A 21686-nucleotide genomic window follows, 5' to 3' on the forward strand; every position below is an offset into this window, starting at 1 on the left:
AGCGTTCACTGCATTATTTTACTTCGTCCCAGTTTTTTGCCCATTTTTTGCGCCAAACCATGGGTTTTTGGCAAACCAAGCATGTTTTGGACGGTAATTTTTCCTTTTTATGGGTCATTGTAATATTGTTTAATAAAAATACTAAATAATTAAACAAAATAACTCAAAGAAGAATAGGGAACCATATAGACGGGCAAAATCCGTATTTTTACGATCAATTAAAATAGGCCCTTAAGGTCAACTATGGCACAGACTTCAAAAAATATAGCCATCATCGGTTCGGGATTGGTGGGATCACTTTTAGCAATTTATCTTCGTAAAAAAGGCCACAGCGTTACCGTTTTTGATAGAAGACCCGATATTAGGACCATTAAGTTTTCAGGGCGCTCCATTAATTTGGCTATGAGCAATAGGGGCTGGAGGTCTTTGCGCAAGGTAGGATTGGAAGATCAAATCAAAGAAATAGCCATTCCGCTGGATAAGCGTGCCATGCATGTGAACGATACTCCTGTTTATTTTCAAAAGTATGGAAAGGATGGCGAGGCCATTTGGTCCATTTCCCGTGGAATTCTAAACAAACGAATGATTGATTTGGCTGAGGAGGCTGGAACGGTTTTTAAGTTCAATGAGAAAGTTTGGGATGTAGATTTGCCAGAAGCCAAGATTTATACCGGTGAAACTGAAAAAGGGGAATGGCAAGAATATCAATTCGATATAATTTTTGGATGTGACGGCGCTTTTTCCAGGGTTCGTCATAAAATGCAACGTCGTAGCCGCTTTAATTATTCCCAGAATTTTATCGATGTAGGGTATAAGGAGTTGACCATTCCGGCCAACGCAGACGGCACGCACAAACTGGATAAAAATTCATTTCATATTTGGCCACGAGGGGAGTTTATGCTTATTGCCATGCCCAATATCGATGGTAGTTTTACCTGTACGCTTTTCTTGCCTTTTGAAGGAGAAGTTTCATTTGAAAGTATTACCAACGAAGAAGAGGCTAGAGCATTTTTTAAAGAGTATTTTCCTAATGTCCGCATGGAAATTGAAGACTTGACCAAAGACTTTTTTAATAACCCTACGAGTGCCATGGTCACCATGAAATGCTATCCTTGGACCTATTGGAACAAAGTGGCTTTGGTGGGCGATTCAGCCCATGCCATTGTACCTTTTTATGGGCAGGGCATGAATGCAGGTTTCGAAGACATTTATGTGCTCGACCAACTGATGGAAAAACATGGCGACGATTGGGATGGTATTTTTGATGAATATCAGAGGGAACGAAAACCCAATGCGGATGCTATTGCCGAGTTGAGTTATAGGAATTTTGTGGAGATGAGCAGTAAAACGGCGGACCCAAAATTTTTGTTGCAAAAGAAAATTGAAAAGCATTTTGCGGCCAACCATCCCGATAAATGGGTGCCCGTGTACAGTCGAGTCACATTTTCCGATAAACCCTATGCCGAGGCCTTGGCTATTGGAGACCAACAGGAGGCTATTATGCAGCAGGTGATGCGATTGCCCAACATTGAAGAAAAATGGAATTCCAAAGAAGTGGAGGAAATGATTCTTAAATTATTGGATGATCATTAATCTTGTCATTTCGACCGAATGGGAGAAATCTCTTTTTGTGCTTTTTAGTTTGACATGCTTATCTACTTTAAACACGAACTACACTAATTATCTCGAAAGAATTAATTTAAAAGGTCACTGAGCGGAGTCGAAGTGACCTTTTGCTTTTTATTGAAATTGTTTATCCTATATGGGCACTTCGACTCCGCTCAGTGACCCTATTATTTCTCAATCTCTTAGTTCAATTGAAATGACAACGTATACAAACAAAAAAGCCACCTAAAGGTGGCTTTTTTATATCTGCTAAATGGAAATTAAATCTTAGAAAATAACTTTTCCATTTTGTCTTGTTCTTCTTCGGCCAATAATGGGTCTACCAAAATACGGCCACTGTGTTCATCCGTGATGATTTTTTTACGGGAAGCAATCTCTACCTGAACCTGTGGTGGAATGGTAAAGAATGAACCACCGGAAGCACCACGCTCAACAGGAACAACGGCCAAACCGTTCTTCACATTGTTGCGGATTCTTTTGTAGGCCTTGATCAATCGTTCTTCGATTTGTTCTTCGTATTCCTCAGACTTCTTCAAAAGGGCTTTTTCTTCTTTTTCGGTCTCGGCCAAGATGGCATCCAACTCCCCTTTTTTGTGTTTAAGGTGTCCTTCGCGCTCAGACAATTTTTCTTTGGTCTGGGAGATAACTTCTTTTTTCTGCTCGATTTGCGCCTTGAACTCTTTAATGTTCTTTTCGGCCAACTGGATTTCCAATTCTTGGAACTCAACTTCTTTGGTCAAAGAGTTGAATTCACGACTGTTCCTTACATTTTTTTGCTGCTCACTGTATTTTTTAATGAGTGCTTTGGATTCGTCGATAAGGTTTTTCTTGGCAGAAATTTCGAAGTTGACGGTTTCAACATCTGTTTTCAATTTGTCGATTCTTGTCCTAAGACCAAGAACTTCATCTTCCAAGTCCTGTACTTCCAAAGGCAATTCGCCTCTAACGTTGCGGATTTCATCTACCCTGGAATCGATTAGTTGTAGATCGTACAATGCTCTCAACTTTTCTTCTACAGTGCTTTCTTTCTTGTTCGCCATATATGTTATAAATACTTGATGGGATTCGTTATACTCTCCGATAAAGAGACTGCAAAATTAGGAATTTTTTTCGTAAGATAATCAACCAATAAATCTTTTGTAAACTGCTCAGTTTCAAAGTGCCCGATATCGGCAATTACCAATTGGTTTTCGGCTTGGTAAAATTCGTGGTATTTAATGTCTGAAGTCACAAAAATATCGGCTCCAGCTTTTTTCGCAGCTCCTATGGCAAAGGCGCCACTTCCGCCCAAAACAGCTACCTTTTTTACCTTTTTGTTCAGCAATTTGGAATGTCGAACCACACTCGCATTCATGCGATTTTTTACCCGATGCAAAAATTCAGTTTCATCCATTTCGGTTGGTAGGGTGCCCATCATTCCCATTCCAATATTTTTATTGGAGTTTTCCATGGTAAAAATTTCATACGCCACCTCCTCATAGGGGTGTGTTTCTATAAGGGCTTTTAAAATTTGTTTTTCCTTTTCAAATGAAAAAACAACATTGATTTGGGCTTCCTTTTCATTATGTACTTCCCCCACTGTGCCCAAGTTGGGATTGGCACCCTCTTCTGGTTTAAAACTTCCAACGCCCTCTAAACTGTAACTACAATGACTGTAATTGCCAATTTCTCCTGCCCCGGCAGTAAAAAGGGCTTCTTTTACCTTATCCGCATCAGCCAAAGGGACATAGGTGGTCAGCTTTTTAAGGGTATCGGCTTTTGGAATCATTATTTGAGGATTTTGTAGTCCCAAAATTTCACAAATTTTAGCGTTGACGCCTATTTTGCTATTGTCCAATGCCGTGTGCATGCTGTAAATGGCAATATTGTTTGCAATGGCCTTGATTACAACACGTTCTACATAATTACTGCCTGTTAATTTTTTTAGTCCTTTAAAAATGATGGGGTGGAAGCTTACAATTAAGTTGCAATTTTTTTCAATGGCTTCGTCCACCACATTTTCCAGCGTATCCAAAGTCACTAGAGTACCAGTTACTTCCATGGTTGGACTCCCAACCAAAAGACCAATGTTGTCAAATGATTCAGCATGGGCCAAAGGAGCCAATTCTTCCAGTACTTTTGCTATGTCGTTAACGGTCATTTTACTTTTGTTAGGTGTGCTAAAGATAAAATATTATATTTTCGTTCAATGCTTCAAGTGCTTCGCAAAATAGCCTTTCCCATTTCTTTGATCTATGCCTTGGTGGTGTATCTGAGAAATTTTCTGTTTGATACCGGAGTTTTTAAATCCAAATCTTTTTCTACGCCGACCGTTTGTGTTGGGAATATTAGTGTGGGGGGTACGGGTAAAACACCCATGACCGAGTTTATCCTTCGTATGCTGATAGACAAAAAAGTGGCTGTTCTAAGCCGAGGTTACAAACGAAAATCCGAAGGTTATGTATTGGCGGATGAAAGTAGTACGGTATTGGATTTGGGGGACGAGCCTTTTCAGATTCACAAAAAATTTCCTCAAGTACGTGTGGCTGTTGATGGTGACCGACGAAATGGGATTGAAAATTTGGAGAGGACGGTAAAACCAGAGATAATTGTATTGGACGATGCCATGCAGCACCGATGGGTGAAGCCTACCATGACAATTTTGCTAACGGCCTATTCCAAATTATATGTAAATGATTGGTATTTGCCCACAGGAGATTTACGAGATGCAAAAATTGCCGCTAAACGGGCAGATGTTATTGTGGTGACCAAATGTCCGGATTCAATATCTGAAGAAGAGAAGAAAAATATCACGCTTAATCTGCATCCAGAATCTCATCAAAAAGTGCTTTTCGCCTGTTTGTCGTATGCTGATTTTATTTCGGACGGAACTCAGCGAATACCGCTTTCTAGTCTAAAGAAGGAATCATTTGCTTTAGTTACGGGAATTGCTTCTCCTGAACCTTTGGTTCAATACCTAAAATCGTTGGGATTGGAATTTGAACATTTTCAGTTTGGGGATCATCATCATTTTACAGATGAAGAGTTAAAGCGATTTAGTGGCTTCAACCAAATACTTGCCACCGAAAAAGACTTTGTTCGATTAGCGGGCAGGGTGGAGCAGCTTTTTTATTTGGAAGTAGCCCATCAGTTTAATGAATCTGACAGCTCTTTTTTGAAGGAGTCACTTCAAAGGTTGTTTTAAACGGAACCCTGCATGCGGCTTCTAAAAATATTCTCTCCGATTTTCTGATAAAATATTTCCGGTTTAAAAGGTTTGGTCACCACATCGTTACAGCCAGCTTCATAAAAACTATCCAAACTATCATCCAATGAAATGGCAGTTAGGGCAATAATTGGAATATCTGGGTTGAACTTTCGTATCTGACGGGTAGCTTCCTCTCCGCTGATTCCTGGCATGTGGATGTCCATTAGAATGGCATCGTAGTGGTTTTCTTTGGCCAAATCAATGGCTTCGTTACCGTTGTTGGCAATATCGCAGGTAATCTCTTTTTTGGTCAACATTTTTTTGGTGATCACCTGGTTGATTTTATTGTCTTCAACTATTAGTATATGCAAGCCTTTAAATTGGAATTCGCTTGCATCCAGTTCAAAATTAAGGGTCTCGTTTGATGCATTCTCATATTCCAAATCCAACTCAAAGAAGAACGAACTACCATGGCCCAGTTCACTTTCAAGGAAAATGGTGCTGCCGAACAAGCCCAATAAGCTTTTAACAATGGTCAATCCCAGTCCTGTACCGCCATATTCTCGGTTGATTTGCACCGAACCTTGCTCAAAACTGTCGAAAATGGTATGTTGTTGGTCTTCGGAAATCCCGATACCATTATCCCGTACTTCAAAATATAGTTTTACCTGATTGTCCTCTTTGGTCAACAGCTTGGCAATAACTTCTACCTTTCCATTTTTGGTGAACTTAAGGGCATTGCCCACAAGGTTCATGAAAATCTGTGACAATTTAATGGGGTCGCCCATTAACTGTGATGGAATTTTGGAATCGTAATCCAAAATCAACTTGGTCTTATTTTCGTGGGCGTTTTGTTGGAGCGATTCTACCACATCGGTCAGCACTTTGTGTAATTTGAACTCGATGTTCAAGGGCTCCAATTTTTCGGCATCAATTTTATTGATTTGAAGAATATCGTTGATGAAGTTCAGTAGATATTCCCCGGAAAATTTCAGCGATTTTAAATGTTCTTTTTGATGGTCGGAAGGGTTTTCCTCCAGCAGTAAATGTGTTAGCCCTGTTACGGCATAGAGTGGCGTTCGCAACTCATGGGTTACCGTGGACAAAAAGTTGGTTTTGGCTTCCATGGCACTTACCGCAGCATCCCTAGCCAACTCCAATTCTTTGTTCTTGGTATATAATAAATCGTTGGTCTTGAGCTTTATTTGGTTGTTGCGGAACAAGGAAACGGCCAAAAGCGAGATAATGGTCAAGAAGGCGGAAGTTAGTATTGCGGTAATTTCCGAGCGGTTTTTCGATTCGCTCAATTCTTCATTTTGTGCCTGGAGCTTATTCATTTCAGTTTGGAGGTGTTCCAACTGAATTGTATTGGCAGTTTCGGACTCCAATGCTATTTTTTCAATATTGTAAACGGAATCTCGAATTGCACCGAGCTTTTGTGTGTAGAATAAAGATTCCTGGTAATTTTCCTTTGCGGCATAAATTTCGGAAAGCTGCTCGTATGCTATTTTTATTTCTTTGGTGAAACCGTGTTTTTGGGCCAATTCCAGTGCTGCTTTTGAATGAATTATTCCTTCTTCATAATCATTCAACGTAATGCTAATACGGGTAAGCTGAAGATTTGCCTTGGTAGCCAGGTAGGCTCTTTCTTTGTCATCTGCATTCACAATTAGGGCATGCAGGTTTTTAATGGCATCGTCGTAATTGGTGATGTTGGTATAAATATAAGCTTCCAACAAAAGGATATTATTGCCCAAATTTCTATTGTTGCTTATTTTTCTTGCGTCTTGAAGCGATTTTAATGCTTGAAAATTATTGCCCTCGTGGAAACGGAACGCAGCATCCAAATACAAATGAAATGCTTCGGCAAAAGGATAGGACATATCTTTAAGATATACTCCAGTTCTAGCGAAATAACCAAAAGCACCATCTATATCCTCTTCCTCTATAAATAATCGTGCATATTGATGATAGGTATCGACCAGTAATTTTGAGTCTTCATTTTTTTCGGCAATGTTAGCGGCCTCATCCAATGTCTCTATTGCCTTGTCTATTTTGTTTTGATGTCTGTATTTAGCAAAACTGTCTAAAATGGCTTTGACCTCGGCTGTAGAGGTTTCGTCGCTTTGGGCAATAATTGATTGAGTGCACAAAAGAATGCACAAGAGGAATAAAAATTTCCTGAGGTATATGTTTAATGAAAAACCTAAGATCAAACGTAATTTTTCTTTATAAGCAATTCTATTAAATCGACTATCCTGGAACAATATCCAGTTTCATTATCGTACCAACCGATAATTTTCACCATTTTTCCAATTACCGAGGTCATCAAAGAATCAAACGTACAAGAATGATAACTATTGTTTATATCGATAGAAACAATAGGGTCCTCGGTATAATGCAAAATACCGTATAAATCGCTTTCTGAATGTTTTTTAAAGGTACTATTTATTTCTTCAATGGATGTTTCTTTGATGACGTTAAAGGTAATATCCGTTAACGAACCGTTGGGTACTGGAACTCGAATTCCACATCCGCCAATAACATCCGAAAGGTCAGGAAAAATACTGGTCAGTGCTTTGGCGGCTCCTGTTGTCGTTGGGATTATGGATTGTCCAGCGGCCCTTGACCTTCTTAGGTCACGGTGAGGGGCATCGTGCAAATTCTGATCAGAGGTATAGGAATGTATCGTGGTGATGTAAGCTTGCTCAATTCCACAAAGCTCCTGGATTACCTTGATCATGGGAGCGGCATTGTTCGTGGTACACGAAGCATTGGAAATGATCTCGTCCTCGGCCTCGATAATACCTTCATTTACCCCCAAAACCACCATTTTAATGCTTTCCTCTTCTGGGGGAACGGAAAGAATTACTTTTTTGGCGCCATTGCTCAAATGATACTGAAGTTGTGCTTCTTTTTTAAATTTCCCGGTAGCTTCTACCACAATATCCACTTGGTGGGCCGCCCAATCTATATCTTTAGGATGATTCTGGTTTATTATGGGAATCTTGATGCCCTCAACAACTATATGGTTTTCTTCTGAGGATATGGTTGCATGTAAGCCACCATGAATGCTATCATACTTAAGAAGGTGGGCCAATGTTTTGGCATCCGCCAAATCGTTAATGGCTGCCACCGAAATATTAGGATGGTTCAACAAGAGCCTAAAAAGAGTTCTCCCGATACGCCCAAAGCCATTTATTCCTATGGTAATTTTTTTCATTGGATGGGGAGGTGTTGGCTGGTTGGGTTACTGAATGTGCTTGTGTGCTTTGTATGATGAACGTACTAATGCGCCACTTTCCACATGCCTAAAACCCATTTCCAAACCTATTTCCTCGTACTTTTTAAATTGTTCAGGAAGGATAAACTGTTTTACCGGTAAATGTTTTTTGGAGGGTTGCAAATATTGACCGATCGTAACCACGTCCACATTTGCTCTTCGAAGGTCTTCCATGGTTTCGATGACCTCATGTTCTTCTTCCCCTAAACCAAGCATAATTCCAGATTTGGTTCTGTTGGCTCCATTCTTCTTTAAATAATCCAACACTTCCAAGCTTCTTTCGTATTTGGCTTGAATTCGCACTTCACGGGTCAATCTTTTTACGGTTTCCATGTTGTGTGATATCACTTCAGGGGCCACCTCAATAAGTCTATCCAAATGAGTGGAAATTCCTTGAAAATCGGGAATCAATGTTTCCATGGTGGTCTCAGGGTTCATTCTTCGGACCGCTTTAACAGTTTCTGCCCAGATGATGGAACCCATATCCTTTAAGTCATCCCTATCTACTGAAGTAAGTACGGCATGTTTAATTTTCATGATTTTGATGGAGCGCGCCACTTTTTCGGGTTCTGCCCAATCCACACTTTCGGGTCTTCCGGTTTTTACACCACAAAATCCACAGGAACGTGTACATATATTTCCCAAAATCATAAAAGTAGCTGTTCCTTCGCCCCAGCATTCGCCCATATTAGGGCAACTACCAGAAGTGCAAATGGTGTGCAGGTCGTACTTATCTACAAGCCCCCTTAGCTGGGTGTATTTTTTGCCTGTTGGAAGTTTTACACGTAACCATTTTGGTTTTCCTTTTGGGGGGAGAACATTTTCTGCCACACTTGTGCTCATACAAACAAATTTGGATTTACAAAGATACTAAACTGGGGACGAAAGTTGATACCCGAAGGGCTATCACTTTTTCTTGATGATTTCGGCCAACAATTTTTTGGCACGGAGCAATTTTACCTTGACGTTATTCACAGGTTCGTTGAGCTCCTTGGCGATGTCGGCATAGCTCATTTCGTTAAAATAGCGTAGGTTGATCACCTTTTGGTAATGGGGTTTTAATTTTTTGATGTCTTGCAACAAATTGGCAAGGTTTTGTTCAATGATCAATTGATCTTCCACGGAAGGAGTTTCATCCAAAACCCGCTTTACTTCATCGCCTCGAGCTTCCATCTCGTCCAAAAAGCTTTTTTTGCGTTTTCGGAGCAAATCCACATGTAAATTTTTGGAAATAGTGATGAGCCAAGTCTTAAATTCATAGGCTTCATCGTAAGTTTCAATTCGGTCGAAGGCCCTTGAAAATGTTCGGATAGTAATGTCCTCGGCGTCGTTTTCATTCTTGGTTCGGAGCATTTGAAAACCATAAACGTCGTTCCAAAAAGTATCCAAAAGCGTGCTAAAGGCAATTTGATTTCCCTTTTTTGCCTTTTGAATAATCTCTTTAATGGAATCTTCGGTTTTCTCCAAAAATGGGTTTTATCCTAAATATAAAGATTAATTACTGGGTAACTGTGTCTTTTTTACAATCTTGCTCGCTTGGCAGTTTCCCGCAGAACCCACAGGCTTCTCCTTCTTTGTTTAAAAATGGGCTTTGGCTAGCGCAGGTACCGGCGAACTCACCATTTTTTTTGCCCCATATTTTTATGGCAATGCCTGCAAATGCGAGCAATAAAAGGCCTATGGTCAATAGTACTAACTTCATAATCCAACTTTTATGCAAAGGTACAAAATACCGAGCGAAAGCTTATGCAACTTTAAGGTTTCTTTGCTGTTGCTTAATAGGTGATATTGGCCACAATATTATCTACGGAAGGGGAGGTGTTACCACCTTCAGGCTCAATGGTAATGTAGCTTACGGCTTTGTCGGAATACGGGAGAGCAAGTAATTTGTCCTTTTCATCAAATTGTTTGATAACGCCCAAATTCACCAATTCACCATTTACCTCGGCCCACATTTGGAAGCATTTGTTCTCCGGAAGTTCAGGAACATTGCTCACATTGATGTAGGATAGTTTTTTAACCGGATTAATATATGCTACAGCTTTTAGTTCTTTGGCCTCACGCTTACCATTAACTTTCAATTTTTTGGTATCTGGGTTGTTCAACACGATGAATTGGTTTCGCATATCGGCCAATTGATCTTTCATGTTGTTTTCCAAATACTTGATTTTGTTGTTGACCAAAGTGTTTTCTTGCTGAAGGTTTTGGTTCTGGTTCCAAAAGAAAAGGGAGGAGCCGGCAAAGATCATGATGGCTACACTGGCGGCAATGGCATAGCGAAGTACTCTTCGACTCACCATGTTCTCCTTCTTGGCACTGGCCATAATTATTTCCTTGAGGCCTTCAGGGGTTTTTCGGGCGTACATATTGGCGAAGGTCTCCAAATTCTTTTGAAGCTCATCGTAGGTCTCTCTCACCTCGGGATACATGGCGATGTATCTTTCGGCTTGTTGGGACTCTTCCTTGGTGGTATCTCCAACGAGATACTTTTCAAGGATATCCGACTCTAAAAATATTTTAACTTTTTCTTTCATGGCAGTATGTTTAATAAAAGGAGCAAGGTCATGGTCGTACCATAAATCTTTCCAAGTTCCCGGAGTCCAATTTTTAACCTAGACTTTATAGTTCCCAAGGGAATGTCCAGTTCCTCACTTGCCTCTTGCTGCGTCATTCCTTCAAAAAATAAGGCTTCTAGAACAATTCTATACTTTTCTTCTATTTTATCCAGATTTTCTTGGATGTCGAGATGTTCTGGGTTTAACCCCTTCACTCCAAGATTATATACGTCTGAAACGTCGATTTGGATTTCTTTATCTGCTTTATTGTTAACACTTCTTAACTTATCGATGGCCGTATTTCGCGTAATTCGGAACAACCAAGTAAAAAGTTTGGCCTTGGAAGCATCATAAGTATCGGCTTTTTTCCAAATTTTAATGAAACTTTCCTGTAAAACATCTTGCGCCAAATCTTCATCTTTTACTACTTTATAGGCTACACCAAAAAGTGTATCTCCGTAGTTTTCATAGAGTAAGGAAATGGCCTTATCATCCCGTTCTGCAAGAAGCGACACAATATGTCTTTCAATTAAAGTGCTCATCTATGTTTTTTTGGTAAAATTTTCATGGGGCCAAAATCTAAAATAGGATTTATATCGTATATAAGACAAAGCTACGGCAGAAAAAGCATTTCGAGTCGAGCTCTATGAAAAAGAAAAAAGGGTCGAGGAAACCCAAAAGCATACATAAATTTGGTTAGTTTGGTTTGGTATAACCCCCATAGTTGACTTTAACGTGGGGGTTATCTTATTTTATAAGGTTCACTTCGGGCTGAATTTTAATCCCAAACTTTTTCTTTACTTCTTCTTGAATGTTCTTGGCGAGATATAAAATTTCCTTTCCCGTTGCCTTTCCGTGGTTTACCAAAACTAGGGCCTGCTTTTCATGAACCCCAGCATCCGCAAATCTTTTTCCCTTAAAACCACATTGTTCAATAAGCCAACCTGCAGGTATTTTGAATTCATTTTCATCCACCTCGTAAAAGGGGGCGTCGGGGTTTGCTTTTTTGAACTTGTCGAATTTCTTTTTGGATACCACTGGATTCTTAAAGAAACTACCGCTATTCCCGATTTTTTTTGGGTCGGGCAATTTGCTTTGCCGAATGGCAATCACGGCATCGGATATATCTTGAATAGTGGGATAAATAATGTTCTTCTCTTTCAATTGCGCTTCAATGGCGCCATATCCTGTTTGCAGCACATGGTTTTTCTTGGTAAGGCGGAGGTTGACCGAGGTAATAATGTATTTGCCCTTGGCACTGTTCTTAAAAATGGAATCACGGTATCCAAATTGACAGGCTTCCTTGTCAAATCCGACCAATTCGCCGGTTTTCATGTCCATAGCGGCACAGCTCACAAAAACATCTTTCAGCTCCACTCCGTATGCGCCAATATTTTGAATTGGGGCTGTTCCTACATTTCCGGGGATCAGGGAAAGGTTTTCAAGTCCGCCAAAATCGTGTTCCAATGTCCAGAGCACTAATTGATGCCAGTTTTCACCGGCCATCACTTTGATTTCAACCCAATCTTCATCCTCTTCAACAATAGTGATGCCTTTTAATTTAATATGCATCACAAGGGCGTCGATATCTTTGGTGAGCAAAATATTGCTCCCTCCGCTTAAAATAAACTTTTCAGGATAGGCTTTTAGCTCCAGCACCTTTTGAAGTTGTGCCAAGCCTGTAATCTCGACAAAAAATCGGGCTTTTGCATCAATACCAAAGGTATTGTGCTCTTTTAAGGATATGTTCTCCTGAATGTTCACTAAGCGTTATACTGTGTTAAGGCCTCGCCCAATATTTGAACCGCCTTTACAAGTTGCTCTTTTTCGAGCACATAGGCAATTCTTATCTGATTTTTTCCCAATCCCGGGGTAGCGTAGAAACCAGCGGCCGGCGCCACCATTACGGTACTGCCATCAACCTCAAAGTTTTCGAGAAGCCATTGTGCAAAATCATCCGCATCTGCAATGGGTAATTCCACCACGCAATAAAACGCCCCTTGGGGAATGGCGACTTTTACACCGTCCAATTTTTTTAATTCAGATACCAAAGTGTTTCTTCGAGCCACGTATTCATGAATCACATCATCAAAATAGTCTTGTGGTGTTTCCAATGCAGCCTCGCTTGCAATTTGTGCAAAAGTAGGAGGGGACAAACGGGCTTGGGCAAATTTTAATGCCGTTTGAATGACCTCCTTGTTTTTGGAGACCAAGCATCCGATTCTGGCCCCGCACATGCTGTATCTTTTAGAGACAGAATCAACTACAATGGCATAATCATCCAACCCTTCCAGCTGTAAAATGGAAAAATGTTCGCGGCCGTCATAAGTGAATTCACGATACACTTCGTCTGCTATCAAAAACAAATTGTGCTTTTTTACCAAAGCGGCCAATTGTTCAATTTCTTCCTTACTATATAAGTAACCAGTTGGATTGCCAGGGTTGCAAATTAAAATAGCCTTGGTCTTTGGTGTAATCAACGTCTCAAAATCAGAAATGGGAGGCAATGCAAAGTTTTGGTCGATGCTAGAGGCAATCGGCACCACATTTACTCCCATGGCCGTGGCAAATCCATTATAGTTGGCGTAAAAGGGCTCTGGGATAATAATTTCATCACCGGCATCCATTATCGTACCCATGGCAAAAGACAACGCTTCTGAACCTCCAGTGGTTACAATGATTTCTTGAGCTGAAACATGAATATCCTTTTTGGCGTAGTAATCCGCTATTTTTTGACGGTACACCTCGGAACCCTCTGTCATGCTGTATGATAGCACCTCGATATTGTGGTTTCTAACCGCGTCCAATGCTACTTTCGGTGTCTTTATGTCGGGCTGACCGATGTTGAGGTGAATAACGTTAATCCCCCTCTTTTTGGCGGCTTCGGCGTAAGGCACCAATTTACGAATGGGAGATGCTGGCATCTGTTGCCCTTTGTTTGAGATACTTGGCATGATGAAATTTTTGGCAAAAATGATAAAACCTGCTGGTGAAAACAACAACTTTTAGGAATAATTATGCGGTTATGGAAATGTTAAATTAAAAGAGGTGAACTGCTTTATTTTATATATTTAATAAGAACGGATGATTGAAATTGAGCAAGTTGAGAAAAAGATTGTTAATTTTTACGGTTTTGTCAATGATTCCCCTCCTTATGTTGGGACAGGGATATCATTTGCCCAAGGGTCAGAAATTTCAAAAAGTGAAGTTTGAACTCATCAACAACCTTATCATCATTCCGGTTGAGATCAATGGCACTGAGCTTACCTTTATTTTGGACTCTGGGGTAAGTAAACCTATTCTCTTTAATTTATCCGAATCCGATTCTGTGGCCATCAACAATGTTTCCGAAGTTACTATTCGTGGACTTGGAGAAGGTGAACCGATGAAGGCACTGAGCTCCCGAATCAACTCCTTTAGTTTGGGGAAGGCCAAAAATCTTGCGCAAGACCTTTATGTGGTCTTGGATAGGGATATCAATTTTTCTACCTCGTTGGGAATTCCAGTGCACGGTATTATGGGGTACGATCTGTTTCGAGATTTTATCGTAGAGGTGAATTATGCTTCCAAAACGTTGAAACTTCACAATCCTAAACTTTATAAATACAAGAAAAAGCGAAATACCCAGACCATTCCCTTGGTAGTGGATGAAAGGAAGGCCTATGTGAGAGGAACGGTTTTAATGCGCGACACTGCCAATATCCCTGTTAAATTATTGGTCGATACGGGCAGTAGCGATGCCCTATGGTTGTTCCACGCTCCAGAAAAAGGGCTGGAAATACCGGAAAAGAACTATGAAGATCACCTGGGTAGAGGTTTAAGTGGAGATATTTTTGGCAAGCGCAGCAAGATCGACGGTGTAAAAATCGGTGATTTTGAGTTGAAGGAAGCCAAGGTAGCTTTTCCATACCGTGAATCGTTTCATGGGATGGATAATTTAGGTGATAGAAACGGGAGTGTAGGTGGAGAGGTCTTAAAACGTTTCAATATGATTTTTGATTATTCCCGTGGATTGGTCACGCTCAAAAAGAACGGAAACTTTAAAGAACCATTCCAATATAATTTGGCAGGAATTGAACTGCAGCATAATGGCCTTCGATATATAGCCGAAAGTATTGCAGATGCCAACGGTGTGGTTTCCGATGATGGCAGCGATACTTTTGGTAATGTGCAGATTTTATTGGAAAACAAGACCCGATTAAGTTTGGTGCCCGAAATTGTAGTTTCCGGTATAAGGGCGGGAAGTCCCGCAGCAGAAGCAGGATTGCGTGAAGGTGATGTAATTTTGGCAGTGAACGGAAAACGAATCCATCGTTACAAACTTCAAGAGGTTTTAAAAATGCTCAATGAGCGTGAAGGTAAACGAATTAAGGTTTTGATTGAAAGGTACAATCGGGACCTATTGTTCACCTTCGTCCTGAAAAAAGTCTTTGACGACGATTAAACAAAAAGCCCCCGATACTATCGAGGGCTTTCCTATGTATTACTTTCTTTTCTTTATTTGGCTCCGGGACTTTTAACCGTTCCTTTGATCTTAAGAATTGTGGTAGGTGTGTCCGCATTAGAGGTCACCGTAATGGCTTTTCTAATTGGGCCAACCCTATTGGTATCATATTTTACTTCAATTACACCAGTTTTTCCAGGTAAAATAGGCTCTTCAGGTTTTTTTGGAATAGTACATCCACAACTTGATCTAACTCCTGTGATTATTAACGGTGCATCGCCTGTATTGGTGAATTCAAATACACGTACACCATCGCTACCTCTTTCAATTTCACCATAATCAATGGTCTCACTCTTAAATTCAATTTTAGCTGTAGCCTGGGCAAAAGCTCCTACGGATAGAAGCCCAATAAACAGCATGAGTACAGTTTTTTTCATCATTTTTGGTTTTTGGGTGAACTTCAAAATTAGATGTTTTAACACCTGCATCCAAAATTCTTTTGTTATAGAATAACGTTACTTATTTTTGTTTCGTATTTCTGGATTGGATTCTATTCGAAGAATAGCATAAAAATGAACAAAGGCTTCCCTTCAAAAAAAATCAATCCAATATCCTTTTAAACAAAAACTGTACCGAAAAATGGAGATTCCATCTAAATATGAGCCCAAAAGGGTAGAAGAACACTGGTATTCTTATTGGACCAAACATGATTATTTCAGTTCCAAACCAGATGAGCGCGAGCCCTATACCATTGTTATTCCGCCGCCAAACGTAACAGGGGTGCTGCATATGGGCCATATGCTCAATAACACCATTCAAGATGTTTTGATAAGAAGAGCGCGACTCTTGGGTAAAAATGCCTGTTGGGTGCCCGGAATGGACCATGCTTCCATTGCTACCGAAGCCAAAGTTGTTGCCCGATTGAAGGAGCAGGGAATCAACAAAGCCGATTTGTCCCGCGAAGATTTCTTGAAGCATGCATGGGACTGGACCAACGAATATGGGGGGGTTATCCTTCAACAATTAAAAAAATTGGGGTGTTCCTGTGATTGGGAACGCACTAAATTCACCATGGACGACGATATGTCTGCCTCGGTGATCAAGGTTTTTGTTGATTTATATAATAAAGGATTGATTTACCGTGGTTTTCGTATGGTAAACTGGGATCCTGAAGCCAAGACCACTTTGTCCGACGAAGAGGTAATTTATGAGGAAAGACAAGGGAATCTTTATTATTTGTCTTACGCCATAGAAGGTTCCGATGAAAAAGTAACCATTGCCACGACGCGTCCAGAAACTATTTTGGGCGATACCGCCATTTGTATCAACCCCAATGATGAGCGTTACCACCATTTACGAGGCAAAAAGGCCATTGTTCCCATTTGCGGACGCGTTATTCCGATTATTGAAGATGAATATGTGGATGTGGAATTTGGTACAGGGTGCTTAAAAGTAACTCCTGCCCACGATGAAAACGATAAAAACCTAGGGGAAAAACACAACCTTGAGGTAATCGATATTTTTAATGAAGATGCTTCCTTAAATTCCTTTGGCATGCACTACGAGGGCAAAGATCGCTTTGTAGTTCGAAAAGAAATCGCCAAAGAATTGGAAGAAAAGGGCTTTTTGGTAAAAACCGAACAGCACACCAATAAGGTGGGAACTTCCGAAAGAACCAAAGCTGTGATCGAACCTAGATTATCGGACCAGTGGTTCCTGAAAATGGAGAATTTGTCCAAACCTGCTTTGGATGGCGTTTTAAAAACTAAGGATGTGAAACTGTACCCATCCAAGTTTGATAACACCTATCGCCATTGGATGGAAAACATTCGTGATTGGAACATTTCTCGTCAATTGTGGTGGGGGCAGCAGATACCCGCCTATTATTATGGTGATGGCAAAGAAGATTTCGTGGTAGCTGAAACTCCAGAAGAAGCGCTAAAATTGGCACAATCCAAGAATCCAAAGATCCAAGAATCTGACCTGCGTCAAGATGCAGATGTTTTGGACACATGGTTCTCCTCTTGGTTATGGCCGATCAGTGTGTTTGGGGGTATTTTAGAACCCGAGAATGATGAGGTGAACTACTACTACCCAACCAGCGATTTGGTAACAGGCCCCGATATTTTGTTTTTCTGGGTGGCCCGAATGATTATTGCTGGGTACGAATACCGTGGAAAAAGACCTTTCGAAAATGTATACCTCACCGGTTTGGTTCGCGATAAACAACGCAGAAAAATGTCCAAATCGTTGGGGAACTCTCCAGATGCCTTAAAATTGATTGAAGACTTTGGTGCCGATGGTGTTCGTGTGGGCTTATTGTTGAGTTCCGCTGCAGGAAACGATTTGTTGTTTGATGAAGCCCTTTGTCAGCAAGGCTCCAACTTTGCCAACAAAATTTGGAATGCATTCCGATTGGTGAAAGGTTGGGAGGTTGCCGAATTGCCTCAACCTGAAGCAGCCAAGGTTGGAATTGAATGGTACAAAGCCAAGTTCAACCAAACTTTGGTGGAGATTGAAGACCATTTTTCAAAATACAGAATCTCTGATGCCTTAATGGCTATTTACAAATTGGTATGGGACGATTTCTGTTCTTGGTTGTTGGAGATTGTAAAACCTGAATATCAAAAACCAATTGATAAAACCACTTATGATGAGGTGTTGCGACTTTTTGAAGAAAACTTAAAATTGTTGCACCCTTTCATGCCCTTTTTAACCGAAGAGGTTTGGCAGCATATTGCTGAAAGAACTCCCGAAGAAGCTCTGATTGTTGCTCAATGGCCGAAAGAAGAAAAAGTGGATGCTGAATTGATTGCCAACTTTGATTTTGCTGCTGAAGTGATATCAGGAATCAGAACCATCAGAAAAGAAAAGAATATTCCACAAAAGGATAGTTTGGAGCTTTTTATGATGAATTCCGAAGATGTGAATTCCCAAATGGATGCCATCATTCAAAAATTAGGGAATCTTTCCAAATTGGAATCCGTGGATGCCAGTTTGGATGGAGCACTGACTTTTAGGGTAAAAAGTAATGAGTACTTTATTCCAATAAGTGGAGCCATTGATGTAGAAGCAGAAATTGCCAAAATTACCGAAGAGCTCAACTATACCAAAGGGTTTTTAAAGTCGGTGCAGAAAAAATTGAGTAATGAGCGCTTTGTGAACAATGCTCCAGAACAGGTTGTGGCCATAGAACGTAAAAAAGCTGCAGATGCCGAAGCCAAAATTGAAACCTTGGAAAAAAGTTTGGCCAGTTTGAAGTAGGCCCCAACTTTTTGTATTTTGAAACCAAATAACGAAACAAACACATATGAAAAACCTTGACAGACGGAACTTCATTAAGAAGACTTCCTTGGGTGCGGCTGCCGTATCGCTTGCTCCAAATTATTTGAGTGCCGCCCGGGATAGACCGATTTCATCCAGTTATATGGGAGGATTTAAAGCTCCTAAATTGGAGAAAGTTCGAGCTGCTTTTATAGGTGTAGGAGCTCGGGGAGGTACCCATGCCAAGTTTTTTGCTGCTTTAGAAGGAACCGAAGTAGTGGCCATTTGTGATTTGTATGAAGATTTGGTGAAAGAAAAAGTACAATGGGTAAAAGAAGCGGGTGGAAAAAATAAGCACAAGAATATAGCCGAATATTGGGGGGGTGAAAACCAATGGCGAACCATGCTGAAAGAAGTTCGCCCAGATGTCGTTTTTATCGCGACCAATTGGGTCAATCACGCACCAATGGCCATCGGCGCAATGGAAAGTGGCGCCCATGCCTTTGTAGAGGTGCCCATAGCAACCACCATTCAAGATATGTGGGATATTGTAGATGCCAGTGAGCGTACCCAAAAACACTGTATGATGTTGGAAAACGTGAATTACAGTCGTGATGAGCTTATGTTCTTAAATATGTGCAGACAAGGTGTGATTGGAGAAATTTTACACGGTGAAGCGGCCTACATCCACGAATTGCGATGGCAAATGGAAGAACAGGAACGCGGAACGGGCTCTTGGAGAACCCACCACTATGCCCATCGAAATGGAAACCTTTATCCAACACATGGTTTGGGTCCAGTGGCCCAATATATGAATTTAGGTAGGGGTGAGGACACTTTCGGAAGCTTGGTTTCATTTTCAACACCATCGCGAGGGCGTGAACTTTATGCCGAAAAAAATTATCCAGAGGGCCATAAATGGAACCAATTGGATTTTAAAGGAGGAGATTTAAATACCTCCATCATAAAAACCACCATGGGAAAAACCATTATGGTGCAATGGGACGAAACCAGTCCAAGACCCTACTCAAGACATAATCTGATACAGGGTACAAAAGGTACTATGGCAGGATTCCCGACCCGTGTAGCTTTGGAAGGTGGTGTTGAGGGAATTACAAAAGACCACCACTCATGGGTGCAAGGTGAGCAACTTGAAAGACTTTACGAGAAATACGATCATCCCTTGTACAAACGTTTGAATGAAGCTGCCAAAGGCAGTGGACATGGAGGAATGGATGGTATCATGGTATATCGTATTGTAGAATGTCTGCAAAAAGGACTTCCACTAGACCAAAATGTATATGAAGGTTGCTGGTGGAGTGCCGTTGCCCCTTTGAGTGAGCGCTCGGTGGCCAGTGGTGGAGCGCCACAGCCATTTCCTGATTTTACCAGAGGCAATTATAAAGAAACTTCTCCTCTGGACATAATTTCGTAGCATGATTCAAATTAAAGTTCCCGCTCGTATCTGTTTTTACGGCGATCATCAAGATTATTTAGGACTGCCTGTGATTGCGGGTGCCATAGATAGATACATCAACCTAATTGCCAAACCAATTGAAGAAGATGCTTTTGTTCTTCATTTAAAGGACTTGGAAGAAGTGGTCACCATTTCGATTCATGATGACTTGGAAGAGGTGGAAAAAGATGATTATTTCAGGTCTTGCATGGCTGTTTTAAAACAGAATGGTTTCCAATTTTATCAAGGGTATTCCATCGAAATTTCTGGAAATATTCCAGTAAATGCAGGCTTGTCTAGCTCTTCGGCCTTAACAGTGGCGTGGTTACGGTTTTTAATTGAAAGCCAGGAAGAACCGGTTTTGGTCAACGATTATCAAATTGGACGATGGGCCTACGAAGCAGAAGTGTTGTTTTTTGACCAACCAGGAGGTTTAATGGATCAATACACCATTGCCCAACGCGGATTAATTTACATCGATACCAAATCTGGAGAAAGCACACGGTTAAGTGCCAACTTGGGTACCTTGTTGGTGGCGGAATCAGGTTTGGCCAAGAAGACTCTGGAGGTCTTAAAAAATGCTAGGGTATATGCCCAAAATGCCGTGGAGGCCGTTCAAGTATTTCATCCCGATTTCAAATTGGAAAATGCCAAGTTGGCCGATTATGAAGAATATGTAGATTTGGTTCCTGAAGATTTGAAGGGATATTGGTATGCCGCAATTTATAATTATCACATCACCTTAGCTGCAAAAGAAGAGCTTTTAAAAGATTCGCCGAATCTCCAAGTATTGGGTGATTTAATGAACCAACACCAAACCATACTTCAAAATCAAATTAAGAATACGCCGGAGGAAATGGAGCAAATGATGGCTGCCGCATTAAAAGCTGGAGCTTTAGGAGCCAAAACCATAGGTTCCGGTGGAGGTGGATGCATGGTGGCCATGGTGACCAGTGATAATAGGGATGAGGTGAAACAAGCTTTCCTAAATGCGGGGGCAAAAGCGGTTTATGAAGTGGATATCACAATGTAGGTTATGGAAAACAAGAGTTTGGTAATTATGGTGGGAGGTGCTTCTTCCCGGATGAAAAGGAGTTTAAAAACGTCTTCATCGCATAAAGGATTGATGGACAATATTCCCCATAAAAGTTTGATTCCTGTTGGAGAAAATGGAAGGCCATTCCTGTACTATTTGACAAAAAATGCTGTTGAGGCGGGCTATGAAAACCTGTATTTGATCACCAGCCCAGAAAATGGAGCCTTCCAAAGTTTGATGGAATCAGGAGGGTTGCCCCAGCAATTAAATGTCTTAATTGCAAAGCAATATGTTCCCGAGGGAAGAGAAAAACCATTGGGAACAGCAGATGCGCTCCAACAGTGTCTGGACCAATTCCCAGAGTTAAAGAAATCTACCTTTACGGTTTGTAACGGGGATAATTTGTATTCGGTGGGCGCTTTAAGGGATCTTCGGGCCGAAAGAAAGGCACCCAATGCATTGATCAGTTATGCAAGTTCAGGTTTTGATTTTACCGAGGAGCGCATTGCCAAATTTGCTTTAATGGATATTTCCAAGGAAGGGTATCTTCAGCAAATTGTGGAAAAGCCGGAAATGGATGAGATTCCAAATTATAAGGATGCTCACGGCGATTTAAGGGTAAGTATGAACATATTTAGTTTTTACGGCGAGGAAATTTATCCCTACTTGGAAAATTGTCCCATGGACCCTGCCAGAAATGAAAAAGAACTGCCAAAAGCTGTTGGTGTTTTGGTAAAAGAGCAATCCCAAAGCATGCTTTGTATGCCAAGGTCGGAACACATTCCAGACCTAACCGATGCGAATGATATTCAGTTATTTAAAAATTTAGAGTAAA

Annotated in this window: 20 protein-coding genes; 7 read left to right on the forward strand and 13 right to left on the reverse strand. The window is 40.8% G+C overall.

Annotated elements, in window-relative coordinates; genetic code table 11:
• Positions 1–13 precede the first annotated feature (13 nt).
• Complete coding sequence (locus ABT310_RS10055; protein WP_375323773.1) at positions 14–118, reverse strand: DUF2256 domain-containing protein; 105 nt, start codon at positions 116–118, stop codon at positions 14–16.
• A gap of 125 nt (positions 119–243) precedes the next feature.
• On the opposite strand from ABT310_RS10055, the gene ABT310_RS10060 reads away from it, so the two are divergent.
• On the forward strand, positions 244–1593 hold the full coding sequence (locus ABT310_RS10060) for an FAD-dependent oxidoreductase (protein WP_375323774.1): 1350 nt from the start codon (positions 244–246) through the stop codon (positions 1591–1593).
• Positions 1594–1886: 293 nt separating this feature from the next.
• Here the strand turns inward: ABT310_RS10060 and ABT310_RS10065 are convergent, their stop codons facing one another.
• Both ABT310_RS10065 and ABT310_RS10070 read right to left on the reverse strand, forming a co-directional pair.
• Positions 1887–2666, reverse strand: a complete 780-nt coding sequence (locus ABT310_RS10065; RefSeq protein ID WP_375323775.1) for a zinc ribbon domain-containing protein — start codon at positions 2664–2666, stop codon at positions 1887–1889.
• 5 nt (positions 2667–2671) lie between these two features.
• On the reverse strand, positions 2672–3766 hold the full coding sequence (locus ABT310_RS10070) for a Nif3-like dinuclear metal center hexameric protein (protein ID WP_375323776.1): 1095 nt from the start codon (positions 3764–3766) through the stop codon (positions 2672–2674).
• A 48-nt stretch (positions 3767–3814) separates the two neighbouring features.
• On the opposite strand from ABT310_RS10070, the gene lpxK reads away from it, so the two are divergent.
• Positions 3815–4810, forward strand: coding sequence for a tetraacyldisaccharide 4'-kinase (gene lpxK / locus ABT310_RS10075; protein ID WP_375323777.1), 996 nt, complete (start codon positions 3815–3817; stop codon positions 4808–4810).
• On the opposite strand, the gene ABT310_RS10080 is transcribed toward lpxK, so the two are convergent.
• The 9 genes from ABT310_RS10080 to ABT310_RS10120 all read right to left on the reverse strand — a co-directional run bounded on the left by ABT310_RS10080 (position 4807) and on the right by ABT310_RS10120 (position 13605).
• Positions 4807–6978, reverse strand: a complete 2172-nt coding sequence (locus ABT310_RS10080; RefSeq protein WP_375323778.1) for a response regulator — start codon at positions 6976–6978, stop codon at positions 4807–4809. The genes lpxK and ABT310_RS10080 overlap by 4 nt on opposite strands.
• A gap of 47 nt (positions 6979–7025) precedes the next feature.
• Positions 7026–8036, reverse strand: coding sequence for a type I glyceraldehyde-3-phosphate dehydrogenase (gap, locus tag ABT310_RS10085; protein WP_375323779.1), 1011 nt, complete (start codon positions 8034–8036; stop codon positions 7026–7028).
• Positions 8037–8063: 27 nt separating this feature from the next.
• Entirely contained in the window at positions 8064–8939 is an 876-nt protein-coding gene (gene lipA, locus ABT310_RS10090; RefSeq protein ID WP_375323780.1) for a lipoyl synthase, read from the reverse strand.
• 63 nt (positions 8940–9002) lie between these two features.
• Positions 9003–9563: an RNA polymerase sigma factor gene (locus ABT310_RS10095; protein WP_375323781.1), complete on the reverse strand. Its 561-nt coding sequence runs from the start codon at positions 9561–9563 to the stop codon at positions 9003–9005.
• A gap of 31 nt (positions 9564–9594) precedes the next feature.
• Positions 9595–9798 carry a membrane or secreted protein gene (locus ABT310_RS10100; protein ID WP_375323782.1) on the reverse strand — a complete coding sequence of 68 codons (204 nt, stop codon included), beginning with the start codon at positions 9796–9798 and terminating at the stop codon, positions 9595–9597.
• 73 nt (positions 9799–9871) lie between these two features.
• Entirely contained in the window at positions 9872–10630 is a 759-nt protein-coding gene (locus tag ABT310_RS10105) for an anti-sigma factor domain-containing protein (protein ID WP_375323783.1), read from the reverse strand.
• Positions 10627–11193 carry an RNA polymerase sigma factor gene (locus ABT310_RS10110; protein ID WP_375323784.1) on the reverse strand — a complete coding sequence of 189 codons (567 nt, stop codon included), beginning with the start codon at positions 11191–11193 and terminating at the stop codon, positions 10627–10629. Before ABT310_RS10110 ends, ABT310_RS10105 begins: the two co-directional genes overlap by 4 nt.
• Positions 11194–11398: 205 nt before the next feature.
• A complete protein-coding gene (gene murB, locus ABT310_RS10115) occupies positions 11399–12415 on the reverse strand; it encodes a UDP-N-acetylmuramate dehydrogenase (protein WP_375323785.1) in 1017 nt (338 codons plus the stop codon).
• On the reverse strand, positions 12415–13605 hold the full coding sequence (locus tag ABT310_RS10120) for a pyridoxal phosphate-dependent aminotransferase (protein ID WP_375323786.1): 1191 nt from the start codon (positions 13603–13605) through the stop codon (positions 12415–12417). Before ABT310_RS10120 ends, murB begins: the two co-directional genes overlap by 1 nt.
• A gap of 185 nt (positions 13606–13790) precedes the next feature.
• Between ABT310_RS10120 and ABT310_RS10125 the strand changes: the two genes are divergently transcribed.
• Complete coding sequence (locus ABT310_RS10125; RefSeq protein WP_375323787.1) at positions 13791–15095, forward strand: aspartyl protease family protein; 1305 nt, start codon at positions 13791–13793, stop codon at positions 15093–15095.
• 53 nt (positions 15096–15148) lie between these two features.
• On the opposite strand, the gene ABT310_RS10130 is transcribed toward ABT310_RS10125, so the two are convergent.
• Positions 15149–15535, reverse strand: coding sequence for a DUF1573 domain-containing protein (locus tag ABT310_RS10130; RefSeq protein WP_375323788.1), 387 nt, complete (start codon positions 15533–15535; stop codon positions 15149–15151).
• 199 nt (positions 15536–15734) lie between these two features.
• On the opposite strand from ABT310_RS10130, the gene ABT310_RS10135 reads away from it, so the two are divergent.
• From ABT310_RS10135 to ABT310_RS10150, 4 genes are read left to right on the forward strand one after another with little or no spacing between them, the layout of a single operon-like run.
• Entirely contained in the window at positions 15735–18359 is a 2625-nt protein-coding gene (locus tag ABT310_RS10135) for a valine--tRNA ligase (protein ID WP_375323789.1), read from the forward strand.
• A 46-nt stretch (positions 18360–18405) separates the two neighbouring features.
• Positions 18406–19794: a Gfo/Idh/MocA family protein gene (locus tag ABT310_RS10140; protein ID WP_375323790.1), complete on the forward strand. Its 1389-nt coding sequence runs from the start codon at positions 18406–18408 to the stop codon at positions 19792–19794.
• A gap of 1 nt (position 19795) precedes the next feature.
• Positions 19796–20848, forward strand: coding sequence for a GHMP kinase (locus tag ABT310_RS10145; protein ID WP_375323791.1), 1053 nt, complete (start codon positions 19796–19798; stop codon positions 20846–20848).
• Positions 20849–20851: 3 nt separating this feature from the next.
• Positions 20852–21685, forward strand: a complete 834-nt coding sequence (locus ABT310_RS10150) for a sugar phosphate nucleotidyltransferase (protein WP_375323792.1) — start codon at positions 20852–20854, stop codon at positions 21683–21685.
• The last annotated feature ends 1 nt before the right edge of the window (position 21686 follow it).

The sequence above is a fragment of the Flagellimonas cixiensis genome, assembly GCF_042134615.1.
Classification (GTDB): Bacteria; Bacteroidota; Bacteroidia; order Flavobacteriales; family Flavobacteriaceae; genus Flagellimonas; species Flagellimonas cixiensis.

Bases quoted from the DNA above. Each gene is read 5' to 3' on its own strand.
- ABT310_RS10055 (WP_375323773.1), bottom strand. From the start codon at position 118: ATGACCCATAAAAAGGAAAAATTACCGTCCAAAACATGCTTGGTTTGC.
- ABT310_RS10060 (WP_375323774.1), top strand. From the start codon at position 244: ATGGCACAGACTTCAAAAAATATAGCCATCATCGGTTCGGGATTGGTG.
- ABT310_RS10065 (WP_375323775.1), bottom strand. From the start codon at position 2,666: ATGGCGAACAAGAAAGAAAGCACTGTAGAAGAAAAGTTGAGAGCATTG.
- ABT310_RS10070 (WP_375323776.1), bottom strand. From the start codon at position 3,766: ATGACCGTTAACGACATAGCAAAAGTACTGGAAGAATTGGCTCCTTTG.
- lpxK (WP_375323777.1), top strand. From the start codon at position 3,815: ATGCTTCAAGTGCTTCGCAAAATAGCCTTTCCCATTTCTTTGATCTAT.
- gap (WP_375323779.1), bottom strand. From the start codon at position 8,036: ATGAAAAAAATTACCATAGGAATAAATGGCTTTGGGCGTATCGGGAGA.
- lipA (WP_375323780.1), bottom strand. From the start codon at position 8,939: ATGAGCACAAGTGTGGCAGAAAATGTTCTCCCCCCAAAAGGAAAACCA.
- ABT310_RS10100 (WP_375323782.1), bottom strand. From the start codon at position 9,798: ATGAAGTTAGTACTATTGACCATAGGCCTTTTATTGCTCGCATTTGCA.
- ABT310_RS10105 (WP_375323783.1), bottom strand. From the start codon at position 10,630: ATGAAAGAAAAAGTTAAAATATTTTTAGAGTCGGATATCCTTGAAAAG.
- ABT310_RS10110 (WP_375323784.1), bottom strand. From the start codon at position 11,193: ATGAGCACTTTAATTGAAAGACATATTGTGTCGCTTCTTGCAGAACGG.
- ABT310_RS10120 (WP_375323786.1), bottom strand. From the start codon at position 13,605: ATGCCAAGTATCTCAAACAAAGGGCAACAGATGCCAGCATCTCCCATT.
- ABT310_RS10125 (WP_375323787.1), top strand. From the start codon at position 13,791: ATGATTCCCCTCCTTATGTTGGGACAGGGATATCATTTGCCCAAGGGT.
- ABT310_RS10130 (WP_375323788.1), bottom strand. From the start codon at position 15,535: ATGATGAAAAAAACTGTACTCATGCTGTTTATTGGGCTTCTATCCGTA.
- ABT310_RS10135 (WP_375323789.1), top strand. From the start codon at position 15,735: ATGGAGATTCCATCTAAATATGAGCCCAAAAGGGTAGAAGAACACTGG.
- ABT310_RS10140 (WP_375323790.1), top strand. From the start codon at position 18,406: ATGAAAAACCTTGACAGACGGAACTTCATTAAGAAGACTTCCTTGGGT.
- ABT310_RS10145 (WP_375323791.1), top strand. From the start codon at position 19,796: ATGATTCAAATTAAAGTTCCCGCTCGTATCTGTTTTTACGGCGATCAT.
- ABT310_RS10150 (WP_375323792.1), top strand. From the start codon at position 20,852: ATGGAAAACAAGAGTTTGGTAATTATGGTGGGAGGTGCTTCTTCCCGG.